The sequence below is a fragment of the Colwellia sp. KS18-150 genome (assembly GCF_057551365.1).
In genome coordinates this window covers 135,791-160,273 of the sequence record NZ_BAAJMC010000005.1, presented here as the reverse complement: position 1 = coordinate 160,273, position 24,483 = coordinate 135,791, and the positions used below count along the sequence as shown (strand labels likewise).

The following is a 24,483-nucleotide window of genomic DNA, read 5'->3' as shown; positions in this document are numbered from 1 at the left end:
AAAAAAAGAACAGGACTGATTTATGACATTTTTTACCGCAGATATCTGTGACGAACATAGCGAACAGGTATCCGTTTTAGGGCCGGGTTATTCAAATTTTGGTGGCGCTAGCAAGTGCCAAGGACAAGTAGTTACCATTAAGTTAGATAGAAATAACTCAGATCTTATCAGCTTACTTCGTGATGAAGATGGAACAGGTAAAGTGGTTGTGGTGGATGTTGAGCAAGAATATTTTGCCGTAGTGGGTGAAAACCTAATGAAATTTGCTCATAAAAATAATTATAGTGGCATCGTAATTAACGGGTATATTCGAGATACTTTTCAAATAACAGATATTCCTGTGGCTTTATATGCCCTAGGTACCTGCTCTAGAAAGTCTATCCCGGTAACATCAGGAGCGAGAGAGCTGAGCTTATCTTTTGGTGGCATTACCATTAATCATGGCGATTATTTATATGCCGATACCGATGGCGTAATAGTTACTGCTGAGAAAATTGTATAACGCAACTAAACTTTTATAAGTTATTAATGTATAAGACATTAAAAAGCCGATAGTTACTAATAACTATCGGCTTTTTTATTAACTGTTACCCGTTAAAAACTTAAAGCACTTTGGCAATAGATTTAGTTAGATAATCTACGTTATCAGGTGAGATACCCGCCAAGCTAATTCGACTAGAGCCAACAATATAAATACCAAATTCATCTTGTAAGCGTTGTACTTGCGCTTTATCGATACCTAAAAATGAGAACATGCCGTTTTGTCTAGTGATAAAACTAAAGTCACGAGTTACGCCATTTTCCGCTAGTTTATCAACTAGTAATTGACGCATACCATTAATGCGATCACGCATTTCAGCTAATTCACCATGCCACTGTGTTGTTAACTCTTGAGAAGATAAAATCGTTTCAACAATCGCCGCGCCGTGTGCTGGTGGCATAGAGTAAACTACTCGTACTACCGATAATAATACAGAGCTAATAATATCTGTAGAAACTGAGTCTTTACCAATAATAGAACAAGCGCCGATACGTTCACGATATAAACCAAAGTTTTTCGAACATGAACTACAGATGATCATTTGTTCTACGGTATCAGCCATTAAACGTAAACCGTAGGCATCTGTATCTAAATCTTCACCAAAACCTTGGTAAGCCATATCCACAACAGGAATAAAACCAACACTGTTAGATACTTGTGCAACTTCTTGCCATTGCTCTTTGCTTAAGTCCATTCCACTTGGGTTATGACAACAAGCATGCAATAAAACCGCATCTTCTTTCGGGATTTGTTTAAGTGCAGCTAACATGCCTTCAAAATCTAAACAGTTATTCTCATAATCATAATAAGGATAAGTTTTAACTGTTAATCCTGCCGCTTCAAAAACACCTTGATGGTTAGCCCAAGTAGGGTTACTCACCCAAATAGTCGCACCTGGTGTACATTTTTTAATGAATTCACCAGCTACTCGCAAGGCACCTGTGCCACCTGGTGTTGATACTGTACGGACACGATTTTGAGAAATTACTTTATGATCACCTAAAATAAGCGCCGTCATTTTCTCATTGAATAAAGCTGAGCCGGCAGAGCCTAAATAAGCTTTACTTGTTTCGCCGTCAACACGAAAACTTTCAGCTGTTTTAACACAAGCTAATACAGGAGTGTTGCCTACTGCATCTTTATAAATACCTGCACCCAAATCAATTTTATTAGGATTAGTATCAGCTTTAAATTTTACCGACAAGCCCAAAATTGGATCTGCTGGTAGTTGCTTTAATTTTGTAAACATACGTAGTACTACCTTTAAAGTTTTCGAAATAACCGTATATGAAAAAATACGGAATAATTATTCACATTATTACAGCCGATTATACCTCAAGCTTTTTAAAGAATCGCGCATTGAACAAGCAAATATAGAAATAAAGGGAATTTCTTAGATGAAATAGTTAACTCTAAGGTTGAATTAGATAAGCACATTGCAACTTCGTCGTATGAAATAACAACTATTTTTAATACCTTGAGATAACTAAGCTAAACTTAACTAAGACAATTAATTTTTTACTGTTATTTAACACAAAATTTAGATTGCTTTACTAATGAAAATATATTTTTTTACATTAACAATAGTGTTACTTCTCGTGAGCCCTCAGCTAAAAGCATTTCAGCCTTCAGCTCCACTTGAAAATATCACTTTTTATACCGAAAACTACCCACCATCTAACTATTTAATAGACGGTGAGTTGCAAGGTATTTCCGTGGATACTATAAAAGCAATATGGAAGCATTTAAATATTCCAGAGCAAGAAATATTAATAGTACCCTGGTCTCGTGGTTACCGATTTACTTTAGAAAGAAAGAACACAGCACTATTTACTGTATCTAAAACCCAACCTCGCAGTAAATTATTTAAATGGGTAGGCCCAGTTTTTAATTCTACACTCATTTTAATTGCCAAAAAGTCAAAAAAGTTTGAGTTTTCTAGTTTAGGGCAAGTTTTTTATTACAAGGTTGCTACCGTAGCTGGTGATGTTTCTGAGATATCTCTTCATCAAGTGGGTTTTCCATCATCCAATATGGCGGCCGTGTCGCAATTAAAACAAGCCTTTTTAATGATGCAGTCAGATCGTGTGGATATGATTGCTACTTCTATTCATGGATTTTCTCACTTAGCTAAACAGCTCAACGTTGATATCAATGACTACGAACAAGTATGGCAAATTAATAAAATAGGCAATTACATCGCTTTTAATATCAATACTTCAGATGTAGTCATACAAACATACCAAAAAGCATTTAGTGAAACTGCTAAAGAGCGCTTACATATCAAGGAAAAGTATGAATTACCTAAGGCTGAATACTGATATAAACGAGTAGTGAAAGAATCGTGAATTAAGATTTATTTTTAAAATATCCCATAAAAAAAGGCACCTTATAGGTGCCTTTTCATGAAAGCGAAAACTAAAACGGCATTTTCATGCCTGGAGGTAATTGCATACCACCGGTTAATGCACCCATTTTATCTTTATTTTGCTCTTCAACACGGCGTACTGCATCATTTACTGCAGCAGCGAGCAAGTCTTCAATCATATCTTTATCGTCTTCCATTAAGCTATCATCAAGCTCAACTTTACGTACGCTGTGACTACCAGTCATAGTTACTTTTACCATGCCTGCGCCCGCTTCACCAACAACTTCCATATTGGCAAGTTCTTCTTGAGCTTTTTGCATTTTTGCTTGCATTTGTTGGGCTTGCTTCATTAAATTGCCCATGCCACCTTTCATCATAACTCTTCTCCAAAAAATAAATATTTTATAAAAGCATTGTCAGCATTATAGCAAATTGCTTAGCTAACAAAATAGTAAATCAATTAAATAGCGCAGACCGTTTCTTCATCAAGATTTGCTTGAAAGTTTTGCTGCAACGCTTGTACAACATCATCATTTGCTAAAACTTCTTTAGCGTAATCATAACGTTTGTCATTAATATGTGACTGTATTTGGTATGGATCGGCAACGGTTTCCTCAACTAAGTTGATGGTCACGTTAATATCTTGTGACAAATATTGACTGATAGTTTGTTGTAATTGCTGTTGCGCGGTATCCGTATATAAATGCCTTGTTGCCCGATCTAAAGACAATATTAAATGCTGCTCTGTCGAGCTCTCATCAATAGTGGCATGAATTGCTAACTGTCGTAAACGCGCGGTAAGCTCCATAGAATCAATCATATGTGCCCACTGATCCACTTGGTTAGCCTTTTTAATCGTCGCCGGATCAATATTCTCTGCTTGATATGGCTGCTCTGGTGCAGGTAGTTCGACCTTCTCTTGAGTTGGTACTTCTTTCTTTGCACTACTGTTATCTGTTGACTGAGCGTTAGCTTGACGCTCTATGGCGTCACCGGGCTTTTTTGCTTGCTGCTCCAATTGCTTTTTTCTACTGCGTAACATATTACGGCCAGCTAATGCCTGATTTATTGGGCTGTCAAAAGGAATTTCTTCTTTATTTTCCACCTTAGCTACTGGATCTTCTACTGCGGCTGGTTCAACAGTTTGCTCCATTACTGGCATATTACTTATGGTAGGAGCTTCTTCTGAAATAGAATTAACAGGCTCATGAAGCTGACTGGCCTGTTGTTCTATATGCTGCATTTCTTGTGCAAGTTGCTCTTCTTGTAAAGGTGAGTCTTCAAGTGTTATTGGCTTATCAGATAACTCCGCTTCCGTAACGCTTGCTTCAATAGTGTTTGTTTCATGAGAGCTTGGCTCTACAGTGCTTGGCTCTACAGTGCTTGGCTCTACAATTTGTGGTTCTACATGCTCTGTGGCAACTATTTCTGGCTCTACAATAATGGAGTCAACAATAGCCGGCTCAACTTGATTGTCTTCTACGTTAAGCTCAACACTTTCCTGATCTGAAGTCGTATCTTTGGCAATAGCGAGCTCGGTTGGCTTATGTTCAGTTAAACTTATGTCATCAAAATCAATACTATTCTCAAGCGTATTATCAATAGTCTGAGCTTGCTTATTGGCCGTCGCATCAGAGTTTTTCATTGGTTTGAAAGCAAACAAGCGTAGTAAAGTCATATCAAAGGCGGCCTGTTCATCTGCCGCGTATGGCAAGTCTTTACGACCATTAATACAAATTTGATAATATAATTGTACATCTTCAGGCGACATCGCTTGACTAAATTTTTTCAATAATTTTGCATGTTCTATTGATAAATCGAAATGTTGATCAACCATTTGTAAAATAGCGATTTGGTGAAATAGCTGAATCAATTCAGCGAACAATCGACTATAACTTGGTGCAAAACTGGCGATGTCAGCAGTCAAAGCCATTAAACTTTCACCATCTTGCTTTAACAGTGCAATGACAATTTTATATATCCAATTTTGATCTATGCTACCTAGCATTTGCACAATGTCAGTAAGCGATATGCTCCCCTGCCCTTGTGCAATGGCTTGATCCGTTAAACTTAAAGAATCACGCATACTTCCGCGAGCAGCTTTGGCGAGTAAAGTCAGTGTACCTGCTTCATGAGAAAATTGTTCTTGAGCGAGTATTTCTTCTAATTTAGTTTCTATTTGTTTAACCGTTAGCGCTTTTAAATGAAACTGTAGGCAACGGGATAATACCGTGACGGGTAATTTTTGAGGATCTGTGGTCGCTAAAATAAATTTTACATGCTCTGGTGGCTCTTCCAATGTTTTTAATAAGGCATTAAAACTATTACGGGAAAGCATGTGTACTTCATCAATCAAGTATACTTTATAACGACCACGGGTCGGCGCATACTGAACGTTATCAAGTATTTCTCGAGTATCATCAACTTTAGTTTTTGAGGCAGCATCAATTTCAAGTAAATCGACAAAACGACCTTGGTCAATCTCTAAACAGGTGTCACATTGCCCACAGGGCGTTGCTGTAATACCCGTTTCACAGTTTAAACTTTTAGCGAAAACTCTAGCAATTGTTGTTTTACCAACACCACGAGTGCCAGTAAATAAGTAAGCATGATGCAATCGTTGTTGAGTAAGCGCATTAACTAATACCGTTACAACGTGCTCTTGCCCCATTAGCTCTTCAAACTTTTTAGGTCGCCATTTTCTCGCTAATACTTGATAGCTCATACTCTTATCTTCTTGTTGATTAACTGTTTTTACGCTTCACTGTTCAGGTTTAAAGTGGTGAAGTTATTCACCGTCATATTCAACGAGAGAAAACGGTTTTAATTCCATTTTTTGGAGACGTTTTTCACCACCGAGATCTGGCAGAGAAATGACAAAACCAGCATCGTTGACCTGAGCGCCAATACGTCTAATTAACTTGGTTGTTGCTTCAATAGTACCACCCGTTGCCAGTAGATCATCAATGATCAGTACTTTATCATCTGCTGTTAAAGCATCGCGATGTATTTCTAAAATATCTTCGCCATATTCTAATTGATATGCTTGTGCAAAAGTTGAACGAGGTAATTTACCCGGCTTACGAACTGGCACAAAACCAATACCTAATGCTAAAGCTAATGGAGCACCAAAAATAAAACCACGAGCTTCAGTTCCGACAACTTTGGTAAAACCTTGATCTTCATATTTGCTTGCTAATAAGCTTATTGTTAGTGCGAAAGCATCACCATCTTCTAATAAACTGGTAACGTCACGGAAAAGGATCCCCTGAATGGGATAATTTGGGACAGTTTTAATGGCAGCTTGTAATTGTGCCAATTGTTGTTCGGTCATTTTTTTATTCTTTATGCAAGGTTAACAATATTGTTGAGCTAAAGAATAAAGCAATTCATTGACAAATTATAGTGTCGAAAGAGTTTTTATAAAGCAATTGATGACGTATCACTCGATACCATCAAATCTGACAATAATAATGACACTATCGAGGCAAGTTCGTTGTCGTTAATTGGCTTGGTAAGCACTTTTTCAAATAGAGAAAACTCAGGTACGCTTTGCAAGCTTTCTTTAGGCTGCGTGGTGATAAACAAAATAGGCTTGTTAGCGTATTGTTCTGTTTGCTTGATATTTTTACTGAGTAAAATACCATTCATCAATGGCATTAAATGATCAATAATTAGTAACTGATAATTCCCTTGTTGGGCTTTTTCAAAGCCATCAAGCCCATTCACCGCGCTATCAACTTTATAGCCGCGCGCAACTAAAATTTTACTAATAGTATCACGGACACTTTTATTATCATCAACAACCAATATATCCATAAAATAACTCTACAAAATTCAATTTTTCACACGATAACTTTCGAAATTGAAAGCTTTTCAAGGCGCGTATTTTAGCTTATTAAACTAGTAGTGAACAGTTATTTTCTGTGATTAGCTGTTAATTATGTAAACGAATGTTTTTGAACAAATGTTCGAATCAAATTAACGCTTGACGGTGACATTTGATGCTCACTATTTGCGTCATCCATTAAGGTTAATACTTGTTTACCTAGTTGCTTTCCTAATTCAACTCCCCATTGATCATACGAATTGAGTTGCCAAAGCACACCCTGAACAAATATTTTATGCTCATATAAAGCTAATAGAGCCCCGAGTGAATTTGGTGATAATGATTCCATCAACAAGGTATTGCTGGGCGTGTTCCCTTTCATGGTTTTATGGTTTGAAAGTTGCTGAACTTCATCCTCAGCTAGACCCTGATTTACTAATTCGGCTTTAGCTTGAGATAAATTTTTACCTTGCATTAAAGCTTCACTTTGCGCAAAGCAATTGGCAATTAACACTTTATGATGTGCGTGGAGTTCACTACTGCTTTGTAATGCGACAATAAAATCAGTTGGGATAATCTCATCACTTTGATGCATTAATTGCATAAAGGCATGTTGACCATTAGTGCCTTCTTGACCAAACACTACAGGCGCGGTTGCCCAAGATAATTTATCCCCTTGGATAGATACCGATTTTCCATTACTTTCCATGTCTGTTTGTTGTAAGTAACCTGGCAGTGCTCTTAATGCATGATCATAAGGTAGTACAGCTAAACTTTGATAATTTAAACCGTTGCGATTCCACATACCTATTAGCGCCATTATAACTGGCATATTGTTTTCAAATTCAGCGGTTTTAAAGTGCTGGTCCATCTGGTATGCACCTTCCTTTAATTGCTGAAAGTGCTCATTGCCAATGGCTAAAGCTAAAGGTAACCCAACCGCTGACCATAAAGAGAAACGACCGCCAACCCAATCCCACATAGGTAATACATGTGCTGGTTTCAATCCAAACGCTTGTGCTTCTTTAACATTACTACTGACAGCAAACCATTGTTTCTCGATGACTTGCTTATCACCTAAGGCTTTAAGCATCCAATTTTTAATGGCGCTAGCATTAAGTAAGGTTTCCTGAGTGGTAAAGGTTTTAGAAATAACAACTACCAGCGTGGTAGCCGCATTTAAATTTGCTATTTTTTCAGTGACGGCTGCGCCATCAACATTCGCTAAAACATGGATGCGTAAGCCGGTACTTTGATAAGGTTGTAAAGCGCTTAGTCCTACTTTAATTCCATAATATGAGCCACCAATTCCTATAGCAATTACATCGGTGAATTTATTCCCTGTTGCACTAGTTAACTTGCCCTGATGTATATCATTAACAATGTTGCGCATTTGTTGCTCAGTGGCTATAACCTGCTCTGCTTCTTGTTGACCTAATACGTGTTGTTTTTCTTCATCTGGCGCTCTTAACAAGCTATGTAGAACAGCACGTTTTTCTGTGCAGTTAATTTTATTACCAGCGAACATACTTTTCATTTTATCGGTTAATTTGGCATCACGTGCCCAATCAAACAATTTAGTTAGCTCTGCTTGGCTAATATTTTGCTTTGAATAGTCTAAAAACAGTCCGGCAGCCTTCAAGCTAAAATCACTTGCCCGCTCTCCTTCATCAAATAAGGACAATATTGTACGGTTATTGGCATTTTTTAATGCGGCTTTAATATGATCAATATTAGTGAAAAATTCCATCTTATCTGTAAGCTCTCTTTGGGTTAATTTTTATTGATGACGTAATCAAGGGCTGATGATATTGCTGCAACTTGCGCGAGTATGCAGTTTTCATCATCTACTTTAGGGCTATTTGGGTAAACCTCTGTTGTGGTAACGAAAGGAGCATCAGTTAGTCCCATACAAAGCCCTAAAGCTTTTGCTTCATAGTTAATGACGCCAAATTGCTCAAGATCAACACCAATAAGTTTGCCGCTATCATCCGCAGGTGCAATGTGCGTTATTTTTTCAACACCACTTATAATAGCGCGTTGAAAATCTTCTTGGGGATTAAGCGTGTCTGCCACTAGGTAAAATCCGTCTGGGATATTCCACACTTTTTGCTCGATAGCATCTCGAGCAGCCAAAGCCGGCCTAAAAACACTGTTGTCGGTATCAGTTGTTTCATGTAAATCAACATGCACACTAATAGGAGATTCAAGTGACTGAATAAATATCAATAACTGCTCTGACTCAGGTGCTGGGCTATTGGCATAAAATGAGCGGTTTGGATCAACTGCTTGAGCATTCCAGCGGTTGATAGTTTCATAACCCCATGGACTAATACAAGGAGCGACTAATAAATTAAATGACTGTGAGTAAGTTTTACCTTCATCATTGAGTTCATTCTCTAAAAAACGTAACGCACCATGAATGCCACTGGTTTCATAACCATGCACACCACCAGTAACCAACACTGTTTTTCTCGTTGGTTGCCAGTTTTTGCTTTTTAAAACGTACAACGGATACCTAGGTTCATTGATGGGTAAAGCGCCATACTGAATAACGTCAAAATAAGGTGCAAGTGAGTCTATCTTGCTAATAACTTCATCATGATAGCTGCGTTTTATCTTTTGGGTCGCAAGCCACTGTTGCTTTTCATCAACACCCCATTGTTTTCCTTTTATACCAATGGGGTATGTAGAGTTATCTGTCATTCTTACACCTTAATTTTGTTTTAATTTAGCGATAAGTTATTTAGTGTCAGCACGACCCATAAACTTATGTTCACTAGTGTTCACTTTAATTTTATCACCAGTAGAAATATGCTCAGGTACTTGTACAATTAGACCCGTAGACAAGGTAGCAGGCTTAGTTCGTGCACTTGCCGAGGCGCCTTTAATTGATGGATCAGTTTCCGTGATCACTAATTCAACACTGGCTGGAAGATCAACAGCTACTGGTGAGTCATCAACAATAATGACTGATAAGCCTTGTGTTTCTTCATTAATGAATAATAATTCTTCACTAATACTCTCTTTATTCAGGTTGTATGGCGTGTAATCTTCATTATCCATAAACACATATTCATCCCCATCAATATATGAAAACATAGATGGGCGGCGACTGAGATCAGCGAAGTTGAGCATATCTTCTGCTTTAAAAGTCTCATCAACTTTACCGCCAGTGACTACATCATACAAACGCATACGATATAAACTACCACCTGCTCGGCCCTGCGGTACAGATCGAGTTATATCTCGAACAATCAACACTTTGCCATTGTGCTCTATCGCGGCATTCTTTTTAATATCACTTGCCTTTGGCATAGTGGGCTCCTTAGATTACTAATAGTTGAAATTAGCTGAGAAAATACCACGAACACACAGTAATGCAAGTGTTGGATTAACGAAATGATCTAACCGATAAAACATAACAAGCAAACATACATAATTACCTACTATATTTTACATAAAAAAGAAGGCTAGCGTAAAAATCACACTAGCCTTCTAAAGGGTATTTATTTGAGATTGTCTAAAATGTATTTACTCGTAAGAACGTTCTAACCATGCTATCTGTAGCTTCAATTCAGCAATTTCATTATTAGCATCAGCTAATTCTTGCAAAGTAGACTTTTGCTCATTAGCAGCGTTTTCAGCATTCAACTCAGTATTTTTCGACATATTACTTCTATCCTCGTGGGCCATATTACCCTCTCAATATTGGTTGCTCTACTTGTATTATTACACAAGAGGTTACAAAAGTAATATTATTGCCTCGTTATTATTAATATTCATATTAATAATAGTGGCAAGATATTTTTACTAAGTGATTATTTTTTTATTAGTTACCACATAAGATCATCAGGAATTTGATAGTCAGCGTAAGGGTCATCTTCATCTATTTGTTCATCAAGAACTTTATCATTTTGCACTAGCACTACACTTGCGTCTAATTGAGCAAGTTTATCAGCTGTTTCACGGGTAACAATATAGGTATTTTCATCTAAACCACAAAGAGATAATCGACCGTTGACTAATGCTTTATGGGTGCTGTTATCTAAAGATAACTTTTTAATTTTATTCGCAAAGGTATAATTGTACTCATTATCACCTTCAACATTTTTCACTTGATGGTGAGTTAAAATTTGTTTAATACGTAAGCCTTGTTCTTTATCAGCAAGTTGCTGTTTTTTCTGTTCGTTTAACGCATCATCTTTAGCTTGTTTTTCTGTCTTTGCTTTAATTAAGTCATCTTTTATTTGTTCTTGCATCGTTGCGCCATGTTGAACGCCGCTACGTTTTTGTTTGTTTTTTTTGCGTTTATCAGCATTAGCTTGACGAGTTTTTTGTTTGGTCGTTAAACCTGCTTTAAGGAGTTGATCTTGAAGTGATGCCATGTTGCTTTAATCTATATTTAGTGGATTAAGTTATTCTATCAATAAATCCACAGCAGACAAAGTATCAAGGTTATCTTACTGCGCCTTTCTCAAAGCAGCTAATTGTTCAGGTGTATCTAAGTCAATGAAGGCATGAGGCATGTGGATTTTTTTAACCTTGCCTATATTATTTCTGATGACACTTTTTGCCCCATCGTCCCCTGTTAAAGAAGTTAGCTCATTGAAATAATGGCGCGGGAAAATAACTGGCGGGCCAATTGATTTACCCCGGTTAGCGACACAGATACAGTCAGGAGATTTTTGCCACTGCTGAATCAAGTCTATTATATCCGTCGAGGATAACTGCCATTGATCAACTAACAAGATAACCACTGCACTGATATCTTTATCAAGGGACATGACTCCGGCAGCAATCGAGTTTGATAATCCCTCTTGCCATCGATTACTGTCAACTAAGGTCACCTTTGATGACAATGGGGAATTAGCTATGTGTTTTTTCATAACCTGTGCTTGAAAACCTACAACACAATAGGCTTGAGTCTGAATAGGCAAGCTAATATTAGCTAACAAAGCAATTTGTTGATGTAATAAGCTTTGTGGTGCTTTGTCACTAAAGGAGATTTCAACGAGTTGTTTAGGTTGCCCAAGACGAGACGAACTGCCCGCTGCCATTAGCATCAAGGTAACTTTTTCTGAAGCAGAGGTTAGCATGCTTAGTTCCTGAATTAATAACAGTCAAATGATCTTATTGGCGTACATTAACAAGGGACGAATGAATCCACAAGACAGTAAAATAATATCTATTTTTCAGTAAACTAATTACTTAACCAAACGAATAGCGCTATCAATAACAGCAGGCTCGTCAATTGAGTTAGGCTCAACAGCAACATCCTTGGTTATTGATTTACCATTTTGATATCTGTGATAAGAGAATTTTTTCAAATCCATCAGTTGACTAAATTGAGTAAAAGCATCGAAATCTTCTTTAGTGAATGTTTGCTGCTCTTTAGTTAATAAGCCATCAACATACATAGCATCACCATTAATATTACAATTAGCGATAGCTGAGTAAGGCTTACCATACTCATCAACTTTTAATGCCCTTACCATTTTTACTTCGAAAATCCATTCTCCAATTTTTACATGTTTTGACATTGAATCTGTCACTTTGAAACCTCAATAACCGAAGAGCTGAATAAACGTAACCAGTATTCATTATAACATCTCGTTAACCTTAAAATCTAAATAAATCTGAGCAATTTTCTTTATCAAGTGAAAACAAACGGTTAACTTTTAAGCGGGGAGCTTATAGACAAAAATAGAGTCATTAATTCTAGATTTCATTACCCTTTTATATTCTTTAATGGCTAAAGTGAATTAAGGTTATTTACAATTATTACAACAAAATCTTTTTCACTTTCATATTAATCGGTTACTCTACTAACAAGATTATTTCAACTTTGTAAACAAGATGATAAAAAGAATATTGATCGCTATTTTATTGGTTAGTTCCTTAGTTATAGCTTCAGGGGCTACCTGGTTATACAGCAAAGTTGATAGTGCTTTACCTATTCTCGATGGAAAAAAAACCGTCTTTGGCTTAAAAGATACCGCTATTCTTGAGCGTGATGAACAAGGCATTGTTACGATAAAAGCCAAAAACCGTCTTGATATTGCCGTAACCACCGGGTTTGTGCATGCTCAAGAGCGCTTCTTTCAAATGGATTTATTAAGACGTAATTCTGCGGGTGAGTTATCGAGTTTGTTCGGCGTTAGAGCGTTGAATTATGATGAATCAATAAGAAGACATCGGTTCAGAGATAGAGCCAGAGATATAGTCAATTCATTATCTAAAGAACAATCAGAATTACTTACCGCTTATACCCGAGGTGTTAATCAAGGCTTACTTTACCTAGCTTCAGCACCTTTTGAATACTTATTACTACAACAAGCACCGGTACAATGGCGTGAAGAAGACTCCATCTTAGCTATTTATAGCATGTATATAGATTTGCAATATCATGATGGTCAACGTGAGCGCTCTCTTGGTTTAATGAAGGCGGTTCTACAGGCAGATGTTTTTGCTTTTCTAGATCCCAAAGGAAGTATTTGGGATGCTGCCATTGATAATAGTCAATACGCGCCTGCTCCTATGCCTACTGACGCATGGCCTGCAGCTAACAATTCCGCTTTTAATAACAGCATAAATAACACTAAAAAAGACAACCTGTTAAGCAAAAACAATGATCAAAATGATTATTTCCCAGGTTCAAATAACTGGGCTATATCAGGTAACTTAAGCACCACAGGCAGTGCTATGGTCGCCAATGATATGCACTTGAATATTCGTGTGCCTAATACTTGGTTTCGTGCTCGGTTTGAGTATTCACAAGATAGCCAACAAGTGGAAATAACAGGGGCAACCTTACCCGGTACACCCAATATGGTTATTGGAAGTAATGGCAGCATCGCTTGGGGATTTACCAATAGTTATGGTGATTACAGCGATGTTATTGTTTTAGCCACTAATGAAGATGGGAGTAAATACCAAACTCCTGAAGGTGAAGTCGCGTTCACTTACCATACACAAATAATTGCTGTAAAAGATGAACAACCTGTTGAAATAACCATTAAAGAAACGATTTGGGGGCCTGTTATTGGTGAAAATCACCTTGGTGAATTACTGGCTTATCGCTGGGTAGCGCACGATAAACAAGCAGTAAACCTAACTGGGACTGAATTAGAACTAGCCGAAACTGTTGAGCAAGCATTTCATATTGCTGCCCGTAGCGGTATTCCTTCACAAAATATGATGGTTGGAGATAAAGCCGGAAATATCGGCTGGACTATCATGGGGCCAATTCCGAATAAAATAGGTAATACTGGTGAAACACCTTTACCTTGGCACGAAGGCAGTGCCGGTTGGCAAGGTTACTTATCCCCTGAGCAATACCCTAAAGTGCTTAATCCAACGACTGATAGATTATGGACGGCAAATTCGCGAGTTGTTGGCGGTGAAATGTATAACAAGCTCGGCAATGGTGGTTATGCTTTAGGTGCTAGATCTAAGCAAATACGCGATGATTTATTTGCTCTAGAGCAGTTTGATGAAATAGCGTTATTAGCCATAGGGCTCGATGATAAAGCATTGTTTTTAACGCGCTGGCAAAACTTTTTACTTAAACAAGTATTGACTGAGCAAGCCATAGCGAACCATAGCGACTTTATTGAAGTAAAAACATTATTATCAGCACCTGAGCAATTAACAGCCAGTGTTGACTCAGTGAGTTATCGATTAGTGAGAAACTTTCGGTTTAATGTTCGCGATCTTATCTTTAGTGAATTAAACACAAGCCTAAATCAGTTAGATGAGGGATATAAATTTCGCAGTATTCGTCACCAAATAGAAACGCCTCTATGGCAACTCGTTAATCAACAACCTGACAACTTTATGATGCGCCCCTTACCTTCTTGGTCAGCCGTATTTAATCAAGCTTTACAAACCACTATTGATGAAATGAAAGTTAATAACGAAGGTGAACAACAAGCGCTTAATGAAGCAACTTGGGGACAACATAATACCACGGCAATTAGACATCCTCTCAGTAAAGGTGTGCCTTTCATCGGTAAATGGCTAGATATGCCAGCCACCCCTTTATCAGGTGATAGTTACATGCCTAAAGTACAAGGCAAAGCCTTTGGTGCCTCTGAGCGTATGGTGGTTTCACCTGGACATGAAGAAACGGCAATATTTCATATGCCCACCAGTCAAGCAAGTCATCCTTGGAGTCCATATTATCAAAAAGGGCATAGCGACTGGGAGCAAGGCAAGCCTTCACCATTTTTACCTGGTGCAACAAAATATACCTTAACATTACTCAGTTATTAATATTGAATTAGCGCGCTTATATAAGTGTGCTCAAACTAAAAAATCTATCTAAAATTATAACAAGGAAAATTAATGGAAATACTAATCTGGTGTTTATTTATCGCTGCCCTTTTACCCTTTATAGCAAAAGGGCCTGTTGCCTATGCTATGAATAAACTAGGCGGCTACAACAATAACCATCCACGCGAACAACAAAGTCAACTCACCGGCTTTGGCGCTAGAGCTGTCGCTGCCCATCAAAATGCTTTTGAGTCATTGATTGTTTTTGCTCCAGCGGTATTATTAGCAATTGCCACACAAAATACCGATGAAAATATCATACTACTAGCTATCGTACATGTTTGCGCCAGAGTAGCTTATAACATGTTGTATTTATTAAACTTTGATAAACTTAGGAGTTTAGTTTGGGCGGTCGGCATTACCTGTAGTTTTACTATTATTTTCCAATGTATCCCTTAATTAACATTGTTGGCATAAAATGGTCTAAATAAAGTGTTGACATAATTTGGTCAAGCTCGATAGAGTAAGCGCTTTAGTGAAGAATTAAATTGAAAAGCCTTCCCTCTGGAAGGTTTTTTTTGAGCAAAAAAACAGTAATACAGGACATAAAAGTGAGCGATAAATTAGATTTAAATGAGATACGCAAAGAAATAACAACTTTGGACAAAGAGCTGTTAGGTCTGTTTGCCAAGCGTCGTGCACTCACCCTTAATGTTGCTAAAAGTAAAGTACAACAAGTTCGCCCTATTCGTGATCAACAACGTGAACAAGAGTTACTAATACGTTTAATAAAACAAGGCAAAGAATTAGGCCTTGACGCTCATTATGTCACCAGTGTTTTTCAAACGATTATTGAAGACTCGGTATTAAATCAACAAGCTTATTTACAAAGCTTAGCGAATCCAGATATTCAAACACCAGCCGTGAGTGTTGCTTTTTTAGGTGACAAAGGCTCATACAGTTATTTAGCAAGTCATCGTTACTTTTCAAGACGTGCCGAGCGCATTATTGAATCAGGTTGCCAAAACTTCAGCGATATTTTACAGCAAGTTGAATCGGGCCAAGTCGACTATGGCATGTTACCTATTGAAAATACCAGCTCAGGTAGTATCAATCAGGTTTATGATTTATTACAGCACACTAATTTATCCATCGTAGGTGAGATAACGCAACCTATAGAACATTGTTTACTGACCGCAGTAAACACCAGTTTAGATAAAATCAAAACGATTTATGCTCATGGTCAACCTTTTGCTCAATGCAGTAACTTTTTGGATAAACAAAATAATATTCGCATTGAGTATTGTGATAGTACTGCCGATGCAATGGTGCAAGTTTCTGAATTACAAGATGAAACCATCGCCGTGATTGGTAGTGAAGAAGGTGGACAACTTTATCAACTACAAGCACTGGAAAAGTCCATCGCTAATCAAAACGAAAACCACTCTCGCTTTATTTTAGTAGCCAGAAAAGCTGTTGATGTTGCAGAGCAAATACCAGCTAAAACAGCTATTATCCTTGCCACAGGCCAAAAAGCAGGTGCCTTAGTTGAATGCTTACTGGTACTAAAAGAAAAAGGCATTAATATGTGTAAACTTGAATCTCGCCCTATTCAAGGTCGTCCGTGGGAAGAGATGTTTTACATTGATGTTGAAGCAAACTTAAAGAGCTTTGCCTTACAAGAAGCTATTAATGAAATAACCGAGCACACAAACTTTATAAAGGTGCTAGGTTGCTACCCTATAGAGCATATTAGCCCAACAAGTGTACCTAGCAGCGAGATTTAATTTAAGCGAATAGGAATTCACAAACTAAAAAGCCATTACTGAGCACTTATTACGTGTCAGGTAGTGGCTTTTTTGTTACTACTAAATTACAGAGCTATTTAGCAGAAAAAGGCGCTGTTAATTGAAACTCTAACAAGGTACCAGCAGGTATATTTATTGAGTTGCCACTACTTAACACTGACAAGCCAATACCAACTTTCGCACCATCTTTAGCTCCCTTCGAGCCATTGATCAAACCGCCAATTGCCGCCGTTCTAGCCGTAGTGCCAACAGTATTTTTTCCGGTGCCTTCAGTAACAGCACTCACTGCTGATGTTGAGATAGGATACATTTGACTCTCTAGCATCATATCCGTAAACGCTAATTGCATTTCAGCTTTCCCCACCAATCGGCCTGATTTTTTTGCTGCGCTAACGACACCGTATAAAGTGGCTCCTCTTGGTGCGATAACCACACCTTCGACAACCATATCAGCCTCAAGGCGTGCGGTAAATTTATGACCTTGCGCATGCTGTTTACTGTTAATGGAAGTATTTGTACTCACCACAACTCGAGTACCAACAGGAGCAACCGCAGCAGCTTTACTACTTTCGCTTGTAGGCTCTGTTGCCACTGATGGCTCAGGTTGAGGTGTCTTTATAGCCGCTTGGCTTGGTTCAACATCACCAAAAGATATTCCGGCAACGTTTTCACTTTTAAACGTTAATTGTTGCCCTGCTATTTCAAAGACGACCCCGTTAGCATCTCGTGATACTAAAGTGCCTGTTAATGTCTGACCATCTTTTAATTTAAGTACATCGGCTATAACAATATTTGAAGAGCATAGTAAGGTAATAAAAGTACTCAATATTAACGACTTCTTCATAAGATCAATTTCCATTTAAGTTTTGTTAAGTATAAGATAACCGCCATTAGGCTATAATGTCTACCTAGAAAATGTACCATTCATGAAGAGTGTAATTTATTTAAGGATATCATGCGCTTCCATATAATTTTATTCATAATGATCACCAGTTCTTTATTGTCTGCTAATGTGGTTGCCCAAGAGAAAAACTTTCAAGAAAAATCATGGGGCATAGGGGCATTAATGCGTACTGCGACTATTCCTTTTGATACAGAAGCTGACAAAGTAACTAGTTTTGTGCCCATGATGTTTTACCAAGGTGATACTTTTTTTATCCGCGGTATCGAAGGTGGAGCACATATATATGAACAAGATAGCTGGCAATTTAATGCCATAGCAAGAATGCGCTTTTTCGATATCCCCGCAGAATTTCAAAACCAAGTACAGGGGGATACTATAGATTTAGGTATCCAATGGCGAAAAACATCTGATAAAAACACCTTTTTAGATATAGAATTATTTAGTGATCTAGAAGGAAATCCGTATGCTAATATTAGCCAGTCTTGGTATTTTCAACATAATAGTTGGGAGTTTATGCCTAAGGTGAGCGCTCGATATAAAAGCGCGAGCTTTAACAGCCGATATTATTCTTTAGAAGAAATTAATCAGCAACGGATTGGCGCAGGTATTCAATTAAACGCCAAGCTAGAAAGTCGCTATCATGTAACCAGTAACTTTTATTTATTAGGCTCATTTGGTGCGACGGTACTTGATGATAATGCTTACCAAGCAGATGCGACTGATAAACGTTGGGAATCAGAAATTTATTTAGGTTTTGCCTTTTTCAATGATATCACCAAACCTGCAAAATCAAGTCTGACCAACCATGGTTATTTACGTATTGCTCACGGCTGGGCAACCCCTTCTAACATTGGCGACATCTTAGCTGGTGATACCGTAAAAGACGAATATAACAACCAATTAACTTCTCTTTATTATGGCTTACCTTTAACTGATGAGCTTTTTTCTCTGCCATTAGATATCTATTTAACCACAGGCTTTGTTTGGCATTGGGACTCTGAAGTGCAAGACTCAGAACAAGAGTATGTGCTAGCGATAAAAGCTTTTTATACTATTGATTGGCCCGTTCGTTGGCGTTTAGGATTAGCTGAAGGATTATCCTACGTCTCTGATGTTACTTATATTGAACGTGATGAGATGGAGCGAAAAGGTTACCGCCCAAGTGAGTTGATGAATGCTTTAGATTTCAGTATTGATATTAATCTAGGGGATATATTTAGGGTCAACGCCCTGAACGAAACATGGCTCGGTTACAGTATTCATCATAGATCTGCTATTTTTGAATCTGCCTCTCAGTTTGGGCGGATAAAAGGTGGTAGTAATTACAACACCATTTACCTACAATTCGACTTTTAATTGTTAACAGCTAAATTCGCTTGTTAAGTCAATCCGTCATCAAGAGATAGTACTTTGAATAAATTAGCCATACTTGCCTTCACCTTATTAGTTTTTTTTAGCACCATGCTCTGGTATTTAGCCAATGGCTCACTCAATGAATTTTTAAAAAGCCAAATTCAATTACAAGGACAATATTACACCAAGCAACCAACAGCGCTCGCGTTAGTCGATTTTTCAGCGAATGAAGGTGTAGGTACCTTTACTGACATCACATTAGAAAACATGGCAGGTTATAGTGAAAAATACCTAATGACAATTGATGAGGTGAAAGTAGAATTAGCGTTAATAGACCCAGCCCAATCAACAATCAGTACCTCCCCTTTTAAGAATGCGCCAACAGTAAATAAAAACAACGTTTTTGTCACCAACATCAAACAGTTATCAATCAATAAATTAATCATCAATTCTGAAATACTTTCAGGCGAAATAAAGGCAAACAAGCAAAGCAACATTCAAGTAATAACGGCACAAATAAAAGAGCAACTTGCTCAAGACTATCCTAAGCTCTACCCTGAAATAAGTGCTCAACGTTATGCACAAGAACATCCTGAATTAGATGCGCTAGCCTATGCCAAAAGTCACCCTCAAGCAGGTCCCATTATTGAACATAAACAAGGGGGTAAGAAGCGAGGTAAACCACAAAATCAATTAAAAATACAAGCGATAAATATCAATACCCTTGAGTTGAGCAATATTGAAAATGGCGTAAAGCAGACAAAAACATTTAATAACCTTCAGCTATCTCCGCTTGGTGATGAGCAAGGCCTAATTGCTAATCAACTAGGCGGTGAGTTATTACTCACATTGCTAGCTTTGCCAACACAAAATATCCAATAATAAACTTGCTTGTTTGTTACTTGTATTTCACTTAAAGCAGAGTAAGCTAAAGATATAACAATACTAAAAATTAACTACTAAGGAACATTCAATCATGCCCCCATTGAAGCTTCTTCAGCGTTATACATATGGATGTATAGCGTTTGGCTTTTTAACATTACCCACCTTAACTATGGCAACTGGTTTGGAAATAATGCCACTTGTAGGCTATACCTTCAGTCCCAAATTAGATAGCGGTGACAATACTGCTACATTACCTACAACTGACGAGCCAAATTTTGGTCTCGCTTTTTCTTGGCAAGACTCCCCAAATGGGCAAGGTCAGGTACTTATTAATTATGTTTCTCGAGATTTCACCGATAACATAGCTCAGTCTACGCATTCATTTGATACGCTTTATGCACACTTTAATGGCGTTGCGTTATTCAGAGACAGAAGCTATACAACGTCTGTTGGAATAGGTGTTGGTGCCACCTACTTTGATAGTGACTTTGATAATGATATTTATCCGTCGATTACCGCATCTGTTGGGACTCGTTATGAGTTTTCTGACAGCCTAGCCTTGATCACTGAGCTGAGAATATATGCAACGTTAATTCAAGACGATGAGAATTTGTTTTGTCAAAGTGACACTTGTTATGCCCACTTTGACGATGCCATCTGGCTAGACAGCCAAATTTCAATTGGCTTAGCTTATCGTTTTTAATCTAAACATTAACCAAAATAAGGTTAATGTTTTTTCAACTCATTAGCCTTTAATAGCATTGATTTACTTTCAGCTAAGAAGTCATTGGCATAATCACCAAACCATGTAGAAACTTGCTCAAACATAGTGACAAATGCTTCTTTATCACCTAGCTCTACATCTTCTAACAATTCTAAGAATCGATAAGCAAAGCGTTTCATCATGGTGATATTATCAGGATTAGAAAAGATGATATCTGAATATAAAATTGGATCTTGTGCAAATAAGCGCCCTACCATGATCAACTCTAACCGATAAATGGGCGAGCTCATATTGACTAAGTTTTCAATATCCGCCCCTTCAGCCATTAGATGGTAGCCATAAGCAATGGTGGAGAAATGTCGCATCACTTGCACCATAGACATAGCTTGATCATGCTCGTGAGCTGTCACTTGAAACGTTTTAGCACCCCACACTCTAAATTGCTCGAGTAGCCATTGATACTGTGTTTGCTCACGGCCATCACAAACAATAATAGTTTGTTTAATTAATCCCGTGACATCTGGACCAAACATAGGGTGTAAACCTACCACAGGTCCTGAATGTACCTTCATCATTTCATATAAAGGCTGCTCTTTAACACTGGTAAAGTCAGCCAAAATACAATCTTCTGGTAAATTGTTTAGGTGATGAATAACCATCGCCGTTAATCGAATAGGTACAGCAACTATCACCAAACTTGCTTCAGCCAATATGGCATCACTATTTGGCCAATCTTCTTGTTCAATAATAGCTACTTGATAGTGAGAGCGTTGGAATAAGTCCACAAAGATACTACCAAGCTGCCCTTTACCGCCAACTACAACGACCTTTTTACAATCAGGGTTGATACATTGATAGCCACTGGCATCTTGGCTGACATATGAGTCACGCATTAATCGACGTAGAATATCTTCAATCAAATCGCCGCTTAACCCTGCTTCTTCAGCTTGATTTCTGCGCTTTTCAATTAAACAAGCTTCACGTTCAGGTGCAAAAATAGGACGACCTTCAGCACTTTTGAGCGCGCCGACTTTCGTTGTTACCGACAAGCGCTTCGCTAGTAAAGCCACTAACTGGCTATCAATATCATCTATTTCATCACGTAAAGCTTTAAGGCTTTCGTCAAAATTACTCATATTTTCTCATTTTTCTCTTTAAAGACTTAAGTCGAATTTATCTTACAACTCGTTTTTTCAACGCATCACTAAGCATATCTTCTGCTTCACTTAATAAGGTAATGGTGGTGTCTAAATCGATACAAGCATCGGTAACTGAAACGCCATATTCCATATCCGCAATCGCTAATTCGCTACTTTGATTACCAGCCTTAATGTTGCTTTCTAACATGATACCAATAATTGACTTATTACCTTCAATTATTTGATTAAAAACATTTGTCGCAACCAGAGGCTGACGTCGGTAATCTTTATTTGAATTACCATGACTACAATCCACAACGATACCTGGCTCTAATTTATGCTTAGCCAGTACTGCTTCACATTCGCTGATATTTACACTGTCATAATTAGGCTGTTTACCACCTCGTAAAATTACATGACCATCAGGGTTACCCGAGGTTTTGATTAAAGCCACTTGCCCTTGACGGTTAATACCCATGAAACGATGTGACGAAGCCGCCGATTGTAAGGCATTAATGGCCACATCTAAGCTACCATTTGTACCATTTTTAAAACCTATCGGCATAGACAAACCACTAGCCATTTCTCTATGGGTTTGTGATTCTGTCGTACGCGCACCGATTGCCGACCAGCTAAATAATTCAGCTAAATATTGTGGGCTAATAGGGTCGAGCGCTTCTGTTGCTAGAGGTAAACCTAGCTCTGTTAAATAAATCAGTAATTCACGTGCTTTTCTAAGGCCTGCTTCAACGTCAAATGAACCATCCATATGTGGATCATTAATCATGCCCTTCCAACCAACCGTTGTACGTGGCTTTTCAAAATAGACACGCATGACCACATAAAGAGAGTCTTGATGTTTGTCATGAAGTTTTTTTAAGGCTCTCGCGTATTCTTTAGCAGCTTCCACGTCATGAACTGAACATGGTCCACTAATGACTAATAAACGAGGATCACGCTTGTGAATTATGTCAGCAATAATTTTACGTGACGATTTAACAAACTCGCGACCTGGCTCTTTTAACGGCAACTCTTCTTTAAGTTGTTCTGGGGTCATTAGCACATGTTCTTCATTAACATGAATATCATTTAATGTACTGGTATGAGTTGCATTTTCAGCTGTTGCGGTGGTCATGGCTTATTCCTAATTATTTATTCTGTATAACAAAAACATTAATGCGCGGGATAAAAATAAGATTTGCAGAAGATATTGAAAAGATCAAAGTGCACTTTTAAAGGGATACAGCTCAACCAAAAATAAAAACACAAAATCGTAAAGTTTTAATTACGCGATTTGTAAGAATATTTTTACACATAATTTTCACAGAGTACAGCATCTTTTTAAAGATTTATTAAATGAAAATAACACTGTCACACAACTGTAATATTTCGTTCATGTAACTGTCACATTAAATTTTTAAACTGCACGCAACTTTTAAAACTTCATAAATTAATTTTTATAACTCTCAAAACTTAACAAGTGAGAAATAATATGAACAATGTATTGAAAAACACATTAACAACAGTAATCGGCTTATCACTCGCAACAAGTGCATTAATGAGTAACGTTGCTAACGCTAATAGCCGTGACATGATTACTGCTGTTGGCTCTTCAACGGTTTATCCATTTTCAACTGTAGTCGCTGAACGTTTTGGCAAAAGCACTAACTTTAAAACACCAAAAATTGAATCAACAGGTACTGGCGGCGGCATGAAGTTATTCTGTGCTAGCAATGCTATTGACACGCCTGACTTATCAAATGCTTCACGTCGTATGAAAAAAAGTGAATTTGATATGTGTGCTAAAAATGGTGTTACCAGCATTACTGAAGTTTTATTAGGTTATGACGGTATCGTAGTAGCTAACTCAAATGCTGCCAAGGCAATGAAAGTAACTCGTAAAGAGTTGTTTTTAGCGCTTGCTAAAGAAGTTCCAGCTAAAGACAGTAGTGAAACATTAGTGGCTAACCCTTATAAATTATGGAGCGACATTAACCCTACTCTTCCAGCTAATAAAATTGAAGTGTTAGGTCCACCACCAACATCAGGTACCCGCGATGCCTTTGCTGAATTAGTACTTGAAGGTGGTTGTAAAACTTTCCCATGGATTAAAGCCATGAAAAAGAAAAACAAATCACACTACAAAGAAGTTTGTCACAGTGTTCGTGAAGACCATGCTTATATTGAAGCAGGTGAAAACGATAACTTAATCGTACAAAAGCTAACGGCTAACCCGAAAGCATTTGGTATTTTTGGTTTTAGTTTCCTAGATCAAAACAGCGATATGTTACAAGGCTCTATCATTGATGGCCAAGCTCCTTCATTCGACGCTATTGCTGATGGGTCTTACCCAGTATCACGCCCACTTTACTTTTACGTGAAAAACGCTCACGTTGGCAAAGTACCTGGCATCTTAGAATTCTTAAAAGAATACACCTCAGAAGCCGCTATGGGTGAAGAAGGTTACTTAACAGACCGAGGCCTAATTCCTTTAGGTGAAGACAAGCTGGCTACAGTTCGTAAAAACGTCTTATCGTTAACTCCTCTTGCATTAAATTAAGAGCGAATACATTAAAAATTGTCGCGCATCGTTAGTAGCTTTAACAAGTTATTAGCGCTGCGCGTTTATTCGTTTAGAAAGTTTTAAATAATCTT

General features: G+C 37.8%; 24 protein-coding genes. 9 read left to right on the top strand and 15 right to left on the bottom strand.

From position 1 onward, the window contains the following. Nucleotides 1–22: 22 nt before the first annotated feature. Entirely contained in the window at nt 23–502 is a 480-nt protein-coding gene (rraA, locus tag AC27IF_RS09500; protein WP_487053936.1) for a ribonuclease E activity regulator RraA, read from the top strand. A 100-nt stretch (nt 503–602) separates the two neighbouring features. Here rraA and AC27IF_RS09495 read toward each other — a convergent pair whose 3' ends face one another. Continuing rightward, a complete protein-coding gene (locus AC27IF_RS09495; RefSeq protein WP_487053934.1) occupies nt 603–1,790 on the bottom strand; it encodes an amino acid aminotransferase in 1,188 nt (395 codons plus the stop codon). 349 nt (nt 1,791–2,139) lie between these two features. Between AC27IF_RS09495 and AC27IF_RS09490 the strand changes: the two genes are divergently transcribed. Beyond that, nucleotides 2,140–2,862: a substrate-binding periplasmic protein gene (locus tag AC27IF_RS09490; RefSeq protein ID WP_487053932.1), complete on the top strand. Its 723-nt coding sequence runs from the start codon at nt 2,140–2,142 to the stop codon at nt 2,860–2,862. Nucleotides 2,863–2,959: 97 nt separating this feature from the next. On the opposite strand, the gene AC27IF_RS09485 is transcribed toward AC27IF_RS09490, so the two are convergent. The 11 genes from AC27IF_RS09485 to AC27IF_RS09435 form a co-directional block, all read right to left on the bottom strand. Continuing rightward, entirely contained in the window at nt 2,960–3,286 is a 327-nt protein-coding gene (locus AC27IF_RS09485) for a YbaB/EbfC family nucleoid-associated protein (RefSeq protein ID WP_487053930.1), read from the bottom strand. An 83-nt stretch (nt 3,287–3,369) separates the two neighbouring features. Then, nucleotides 3,370–5,634 (bottom strand): DNA polymerase III subunit gamma/tau, encoded by a 2,265-nt coding sequence (gene dnaX / locus AC27IF_RS09480; RefSeq protein WP_487053928.1) that lies wholly within the window; start codon nt 5,632–5,634, stop codon nt 3,370–3,372. A gap of 63 nt (nt 5,635–5,697) precedes the next feature. Beyond that, the gene (gene apt, locus AC27IF_RS09475; RefSeq protein ID WP_487053926.1) at nt 5,698–6,243 is read right to left on the bottom strand and encodes an adenine phosphoribosyltransferase; all 546 of its coding nucleotides are present in this window, start codon (nt 6,241–6,243) and stop codon (nt 5,698–5,700) included. An 86-nt stretch (nt 6,244–6,329) separates the two neighbouring features. Continuing rightward, nucleotides 6,330–6,728: a response regulator gene (locus AC27IF_RS09470; protein WP_487053925.1), complete on the bottom strand. Its 399-nt coding sequence runs from the start codon at nt 6,726–6,728 to the stop codon at nt 6,330–6,332. A 122-nt stretch (nt 6,729–6,850) separates the two neighbouring features. Continuing rightward, nucleotides 6,851–8,488, bottom strand: a complete 1,638-nt coding sequence (pgi, locus tag AC27IF_RS09465) for a glucose-6-phosphate isomerase (RefSeq protein WP_487053923.1) — start codon at nt 8,486–8,488, stop codon at nt 6,851–6,853. Nucleotides 8,489–8,511: 23 nt separating this feature from the next. Further along, a complete protein-coding gene (locus AC27IF_RS09460) occupies nt 8,512–9,444 on the bottom strand; it encodes a M14 family metallopeptidase (RefSeq protein ID WP_487053921.1) in 933 nt (310 codons plus the stop codon). Nucleotides 9,445–9,480: 36 nt separating this feature from the next. After that, nucleotides 9,481–10,056, bottom strand: coding sequence for an elongation factor P-like protein EfpL (efpL, locus tag AC27IF_RS09455; RefSeq protein WP_487053919.1), 576 nt, complete (start codon nt 10,054–10,056; stop codon nt 9,481–9,483). 216 nt (nt 10,057–10,272) lie between these two features. Further along, entirely contained in the window at nt 10,273–10,410 is a 138-nt protein-coding gene (locus AC27IF_RS09450; protein ID WP_487053917.1) for a hypothetical protein, read from the bottom strand. Nucleotides 10,411–10,574: 164 nt separating this feature from the next. Next, nucleotides 10,575–11,126 (bottom strand): DUF2058 domain-containing protein, encoded by a 552-nt coding sequence (locus AC27IF_RS09445; protein ID WP_487053916.1) that lies wholly within the window; start codon nt 11,124–11,126, stop codon nt 10,575–10,577. A gap of 75 nt (nt 11,127–11,201) precedes the next feature. Continuing rightward, nucleotides 11,202–11,837, bottom strand: a complete 636-nt coding sequence (locus AC27IF_RS09440; RefSeq protein WP_487053914.1) for a nucleotidyltransferase family protein — start codon at nt 11,835–11,837, stop codon at nt 11,202–11,204. A gap of 108 nt (nt 11,838–11,945) precedes the next feature. Continuing rightward, entirely contained in the window at nt 11,946–12,293 is a 348-nt protein-coding gene (locus tag AC27IF_RS09435) for a hypothetical protein (RefSeq protein WP_487053913.1), read from the bottom strand. A gap of 304 nt (nt 12,294–12,597) precedes the next feature. Between AC27IF_RS09435 and AC27IF_RS09430 the strand changes: the two genes are divergently transcribed. The 3 genes from AC27IF_RS09430 to pheA all read left to right on the top strand — a co-directional run bounded on the left by AC27IF_RS09430 (nt 12,598) and on the right by pheA (nt 16,802). Continuing rightward, nucleotides 12,598–15,015, top strand: coding sequence for a penicillin acylase family protein (locus tag AC27IF_RS09430; protein ID WP_487053911.1), 2,418 nt, complete (start codon nt 12,598–12,600; stop codon nt 15,013–15,015). 72 nt (nt 15,016–15,087) lie between these two features. After that, nucleotides 15,088–15,474, top strand: coding sequence for an MAPEG family protein (locus AC27IF_RS09425; protein ID WP_487053909.1), 387 nt, complete (start codon nt 15,088–15,090; stop codon nt 15,472–15,474). Nucleotides 15,475–15,626: 152 nt separating this feature from the next. Further along, complete coding sequence (gene pheA / locus AC27IF_RS09420) at nt 15,627–16,802, top strand: prephenate dehydratase (RefSeq protein WP_487053908.1); 1,176 nt, start codon at nt 15,627–15,629, stop codon at nt 16,800–16,802. Between the two features lie 94 nt (nt 16,803–16,896). Here the strand turns inward: pheA and AC27IF_RS09415 are convergent, their stop codons facing one another. After that, nucleotides 16,897–17,667: a hypothetical protein gene (locus tag AC27IF_RS09415; RefSeq protein ID WP_487053906.1), complete on the bottom strand. Its 771-nt coding sequence runs from the start codon at nt 17,665–17,667 to the stop codon at nt 16,897–16,899. Nucleotides 17,668–17,778: 111 nt separating this feature from the next. On the opposite strand from AC27IF_RS09415, the gene AC27IF_RS09410 reads away from it, so the two are divergent. From AC27IF_RS09410 to AC27IF_RS09400, 3 genes are all read left to right on the top strand, one after another. Then, entirely contained in the window at nt 17,779–19,083 is a 1,305-nt protein-coding gene (locus AC27IF_RS09410) for a MipA/OmpV family protein (RefSeq protein ID WP_487053905.1), read from the top strand. Between the two features lie 54 nt (nt 19,084–19,137). Beyond that, the gene (locus AC27IF_RS09405) at nt 19,138–19,962 is read left to right on the top strand and encodes a hypothetical protein (protein WP_487053904.1); all 825 of its coding nucleotides are present in this window, start codon (nt 19,138–19,140) and stop codon (nt 19,960–19,962) included. A 94-nt stretch (nt 19,963–20,056) separates the two neighbouring features. Continuing rightward, the gene (locus tag AC27IF_RS09400; RefSeq protein ID WP_487053902.1) at nt 20,057–20,668 is read left to right on the top strand and encodes a hypothetical protein; all 612 of its coding nucleotides are present in this window, start codon (nt 20,057–20,059) and stop codon (nt 20,666–20,668) included. A gap of 23 nt (nt 20,669–20,691) precedes the next feature. On the opposite strand, the gene tyrA is transcribed toward AC27IF_RS09400, so the two are convergent. After that, nucleotides 20,692–21,825, bottom strand: a complete 1,134-nt coding sequence (tyrA, locus tag AC27IF_RS09395) for a bifunctional chorismate mutase/prephenate dehydrogenase (RefSeq protein WP_487053901.1) — start codon at nt 21,823–21,825, stop codon at nt 20,692–20,694. Nucleotides 21,826–21,862: 37 nt separating this feature from the next. Beyond that, complete coding sequence (locus AC27IF_RS09390; protein ID WP_487053899.1) at nt 21,863–22,963, bottom strand: 3-deoxy-7-phosphoheptulonate synthase; 1,101 nt, start codon at nt 22,961–22,963, stop codon at nt 21,863–21,865. Nucleotides 22,964–23,320: 357 nt separating this feature from the next. Between AC27IF_RS09390 and AC27IF_RS09385 the strand changes: the two genes are divergently transcribed. Next, entirely contained in the window at nt 23,321–24,388 is a 1,068-nt protein-coding gene (locus tag AC27IF_RS09385; RefSeq protein WP_487053897.1) for a PstS family phosphate ABC transporter substrate-binding protein, read from the top strand. The last annotated feature ends 95 nt before the right edge of the window (nt 24,389–24,483 follow it).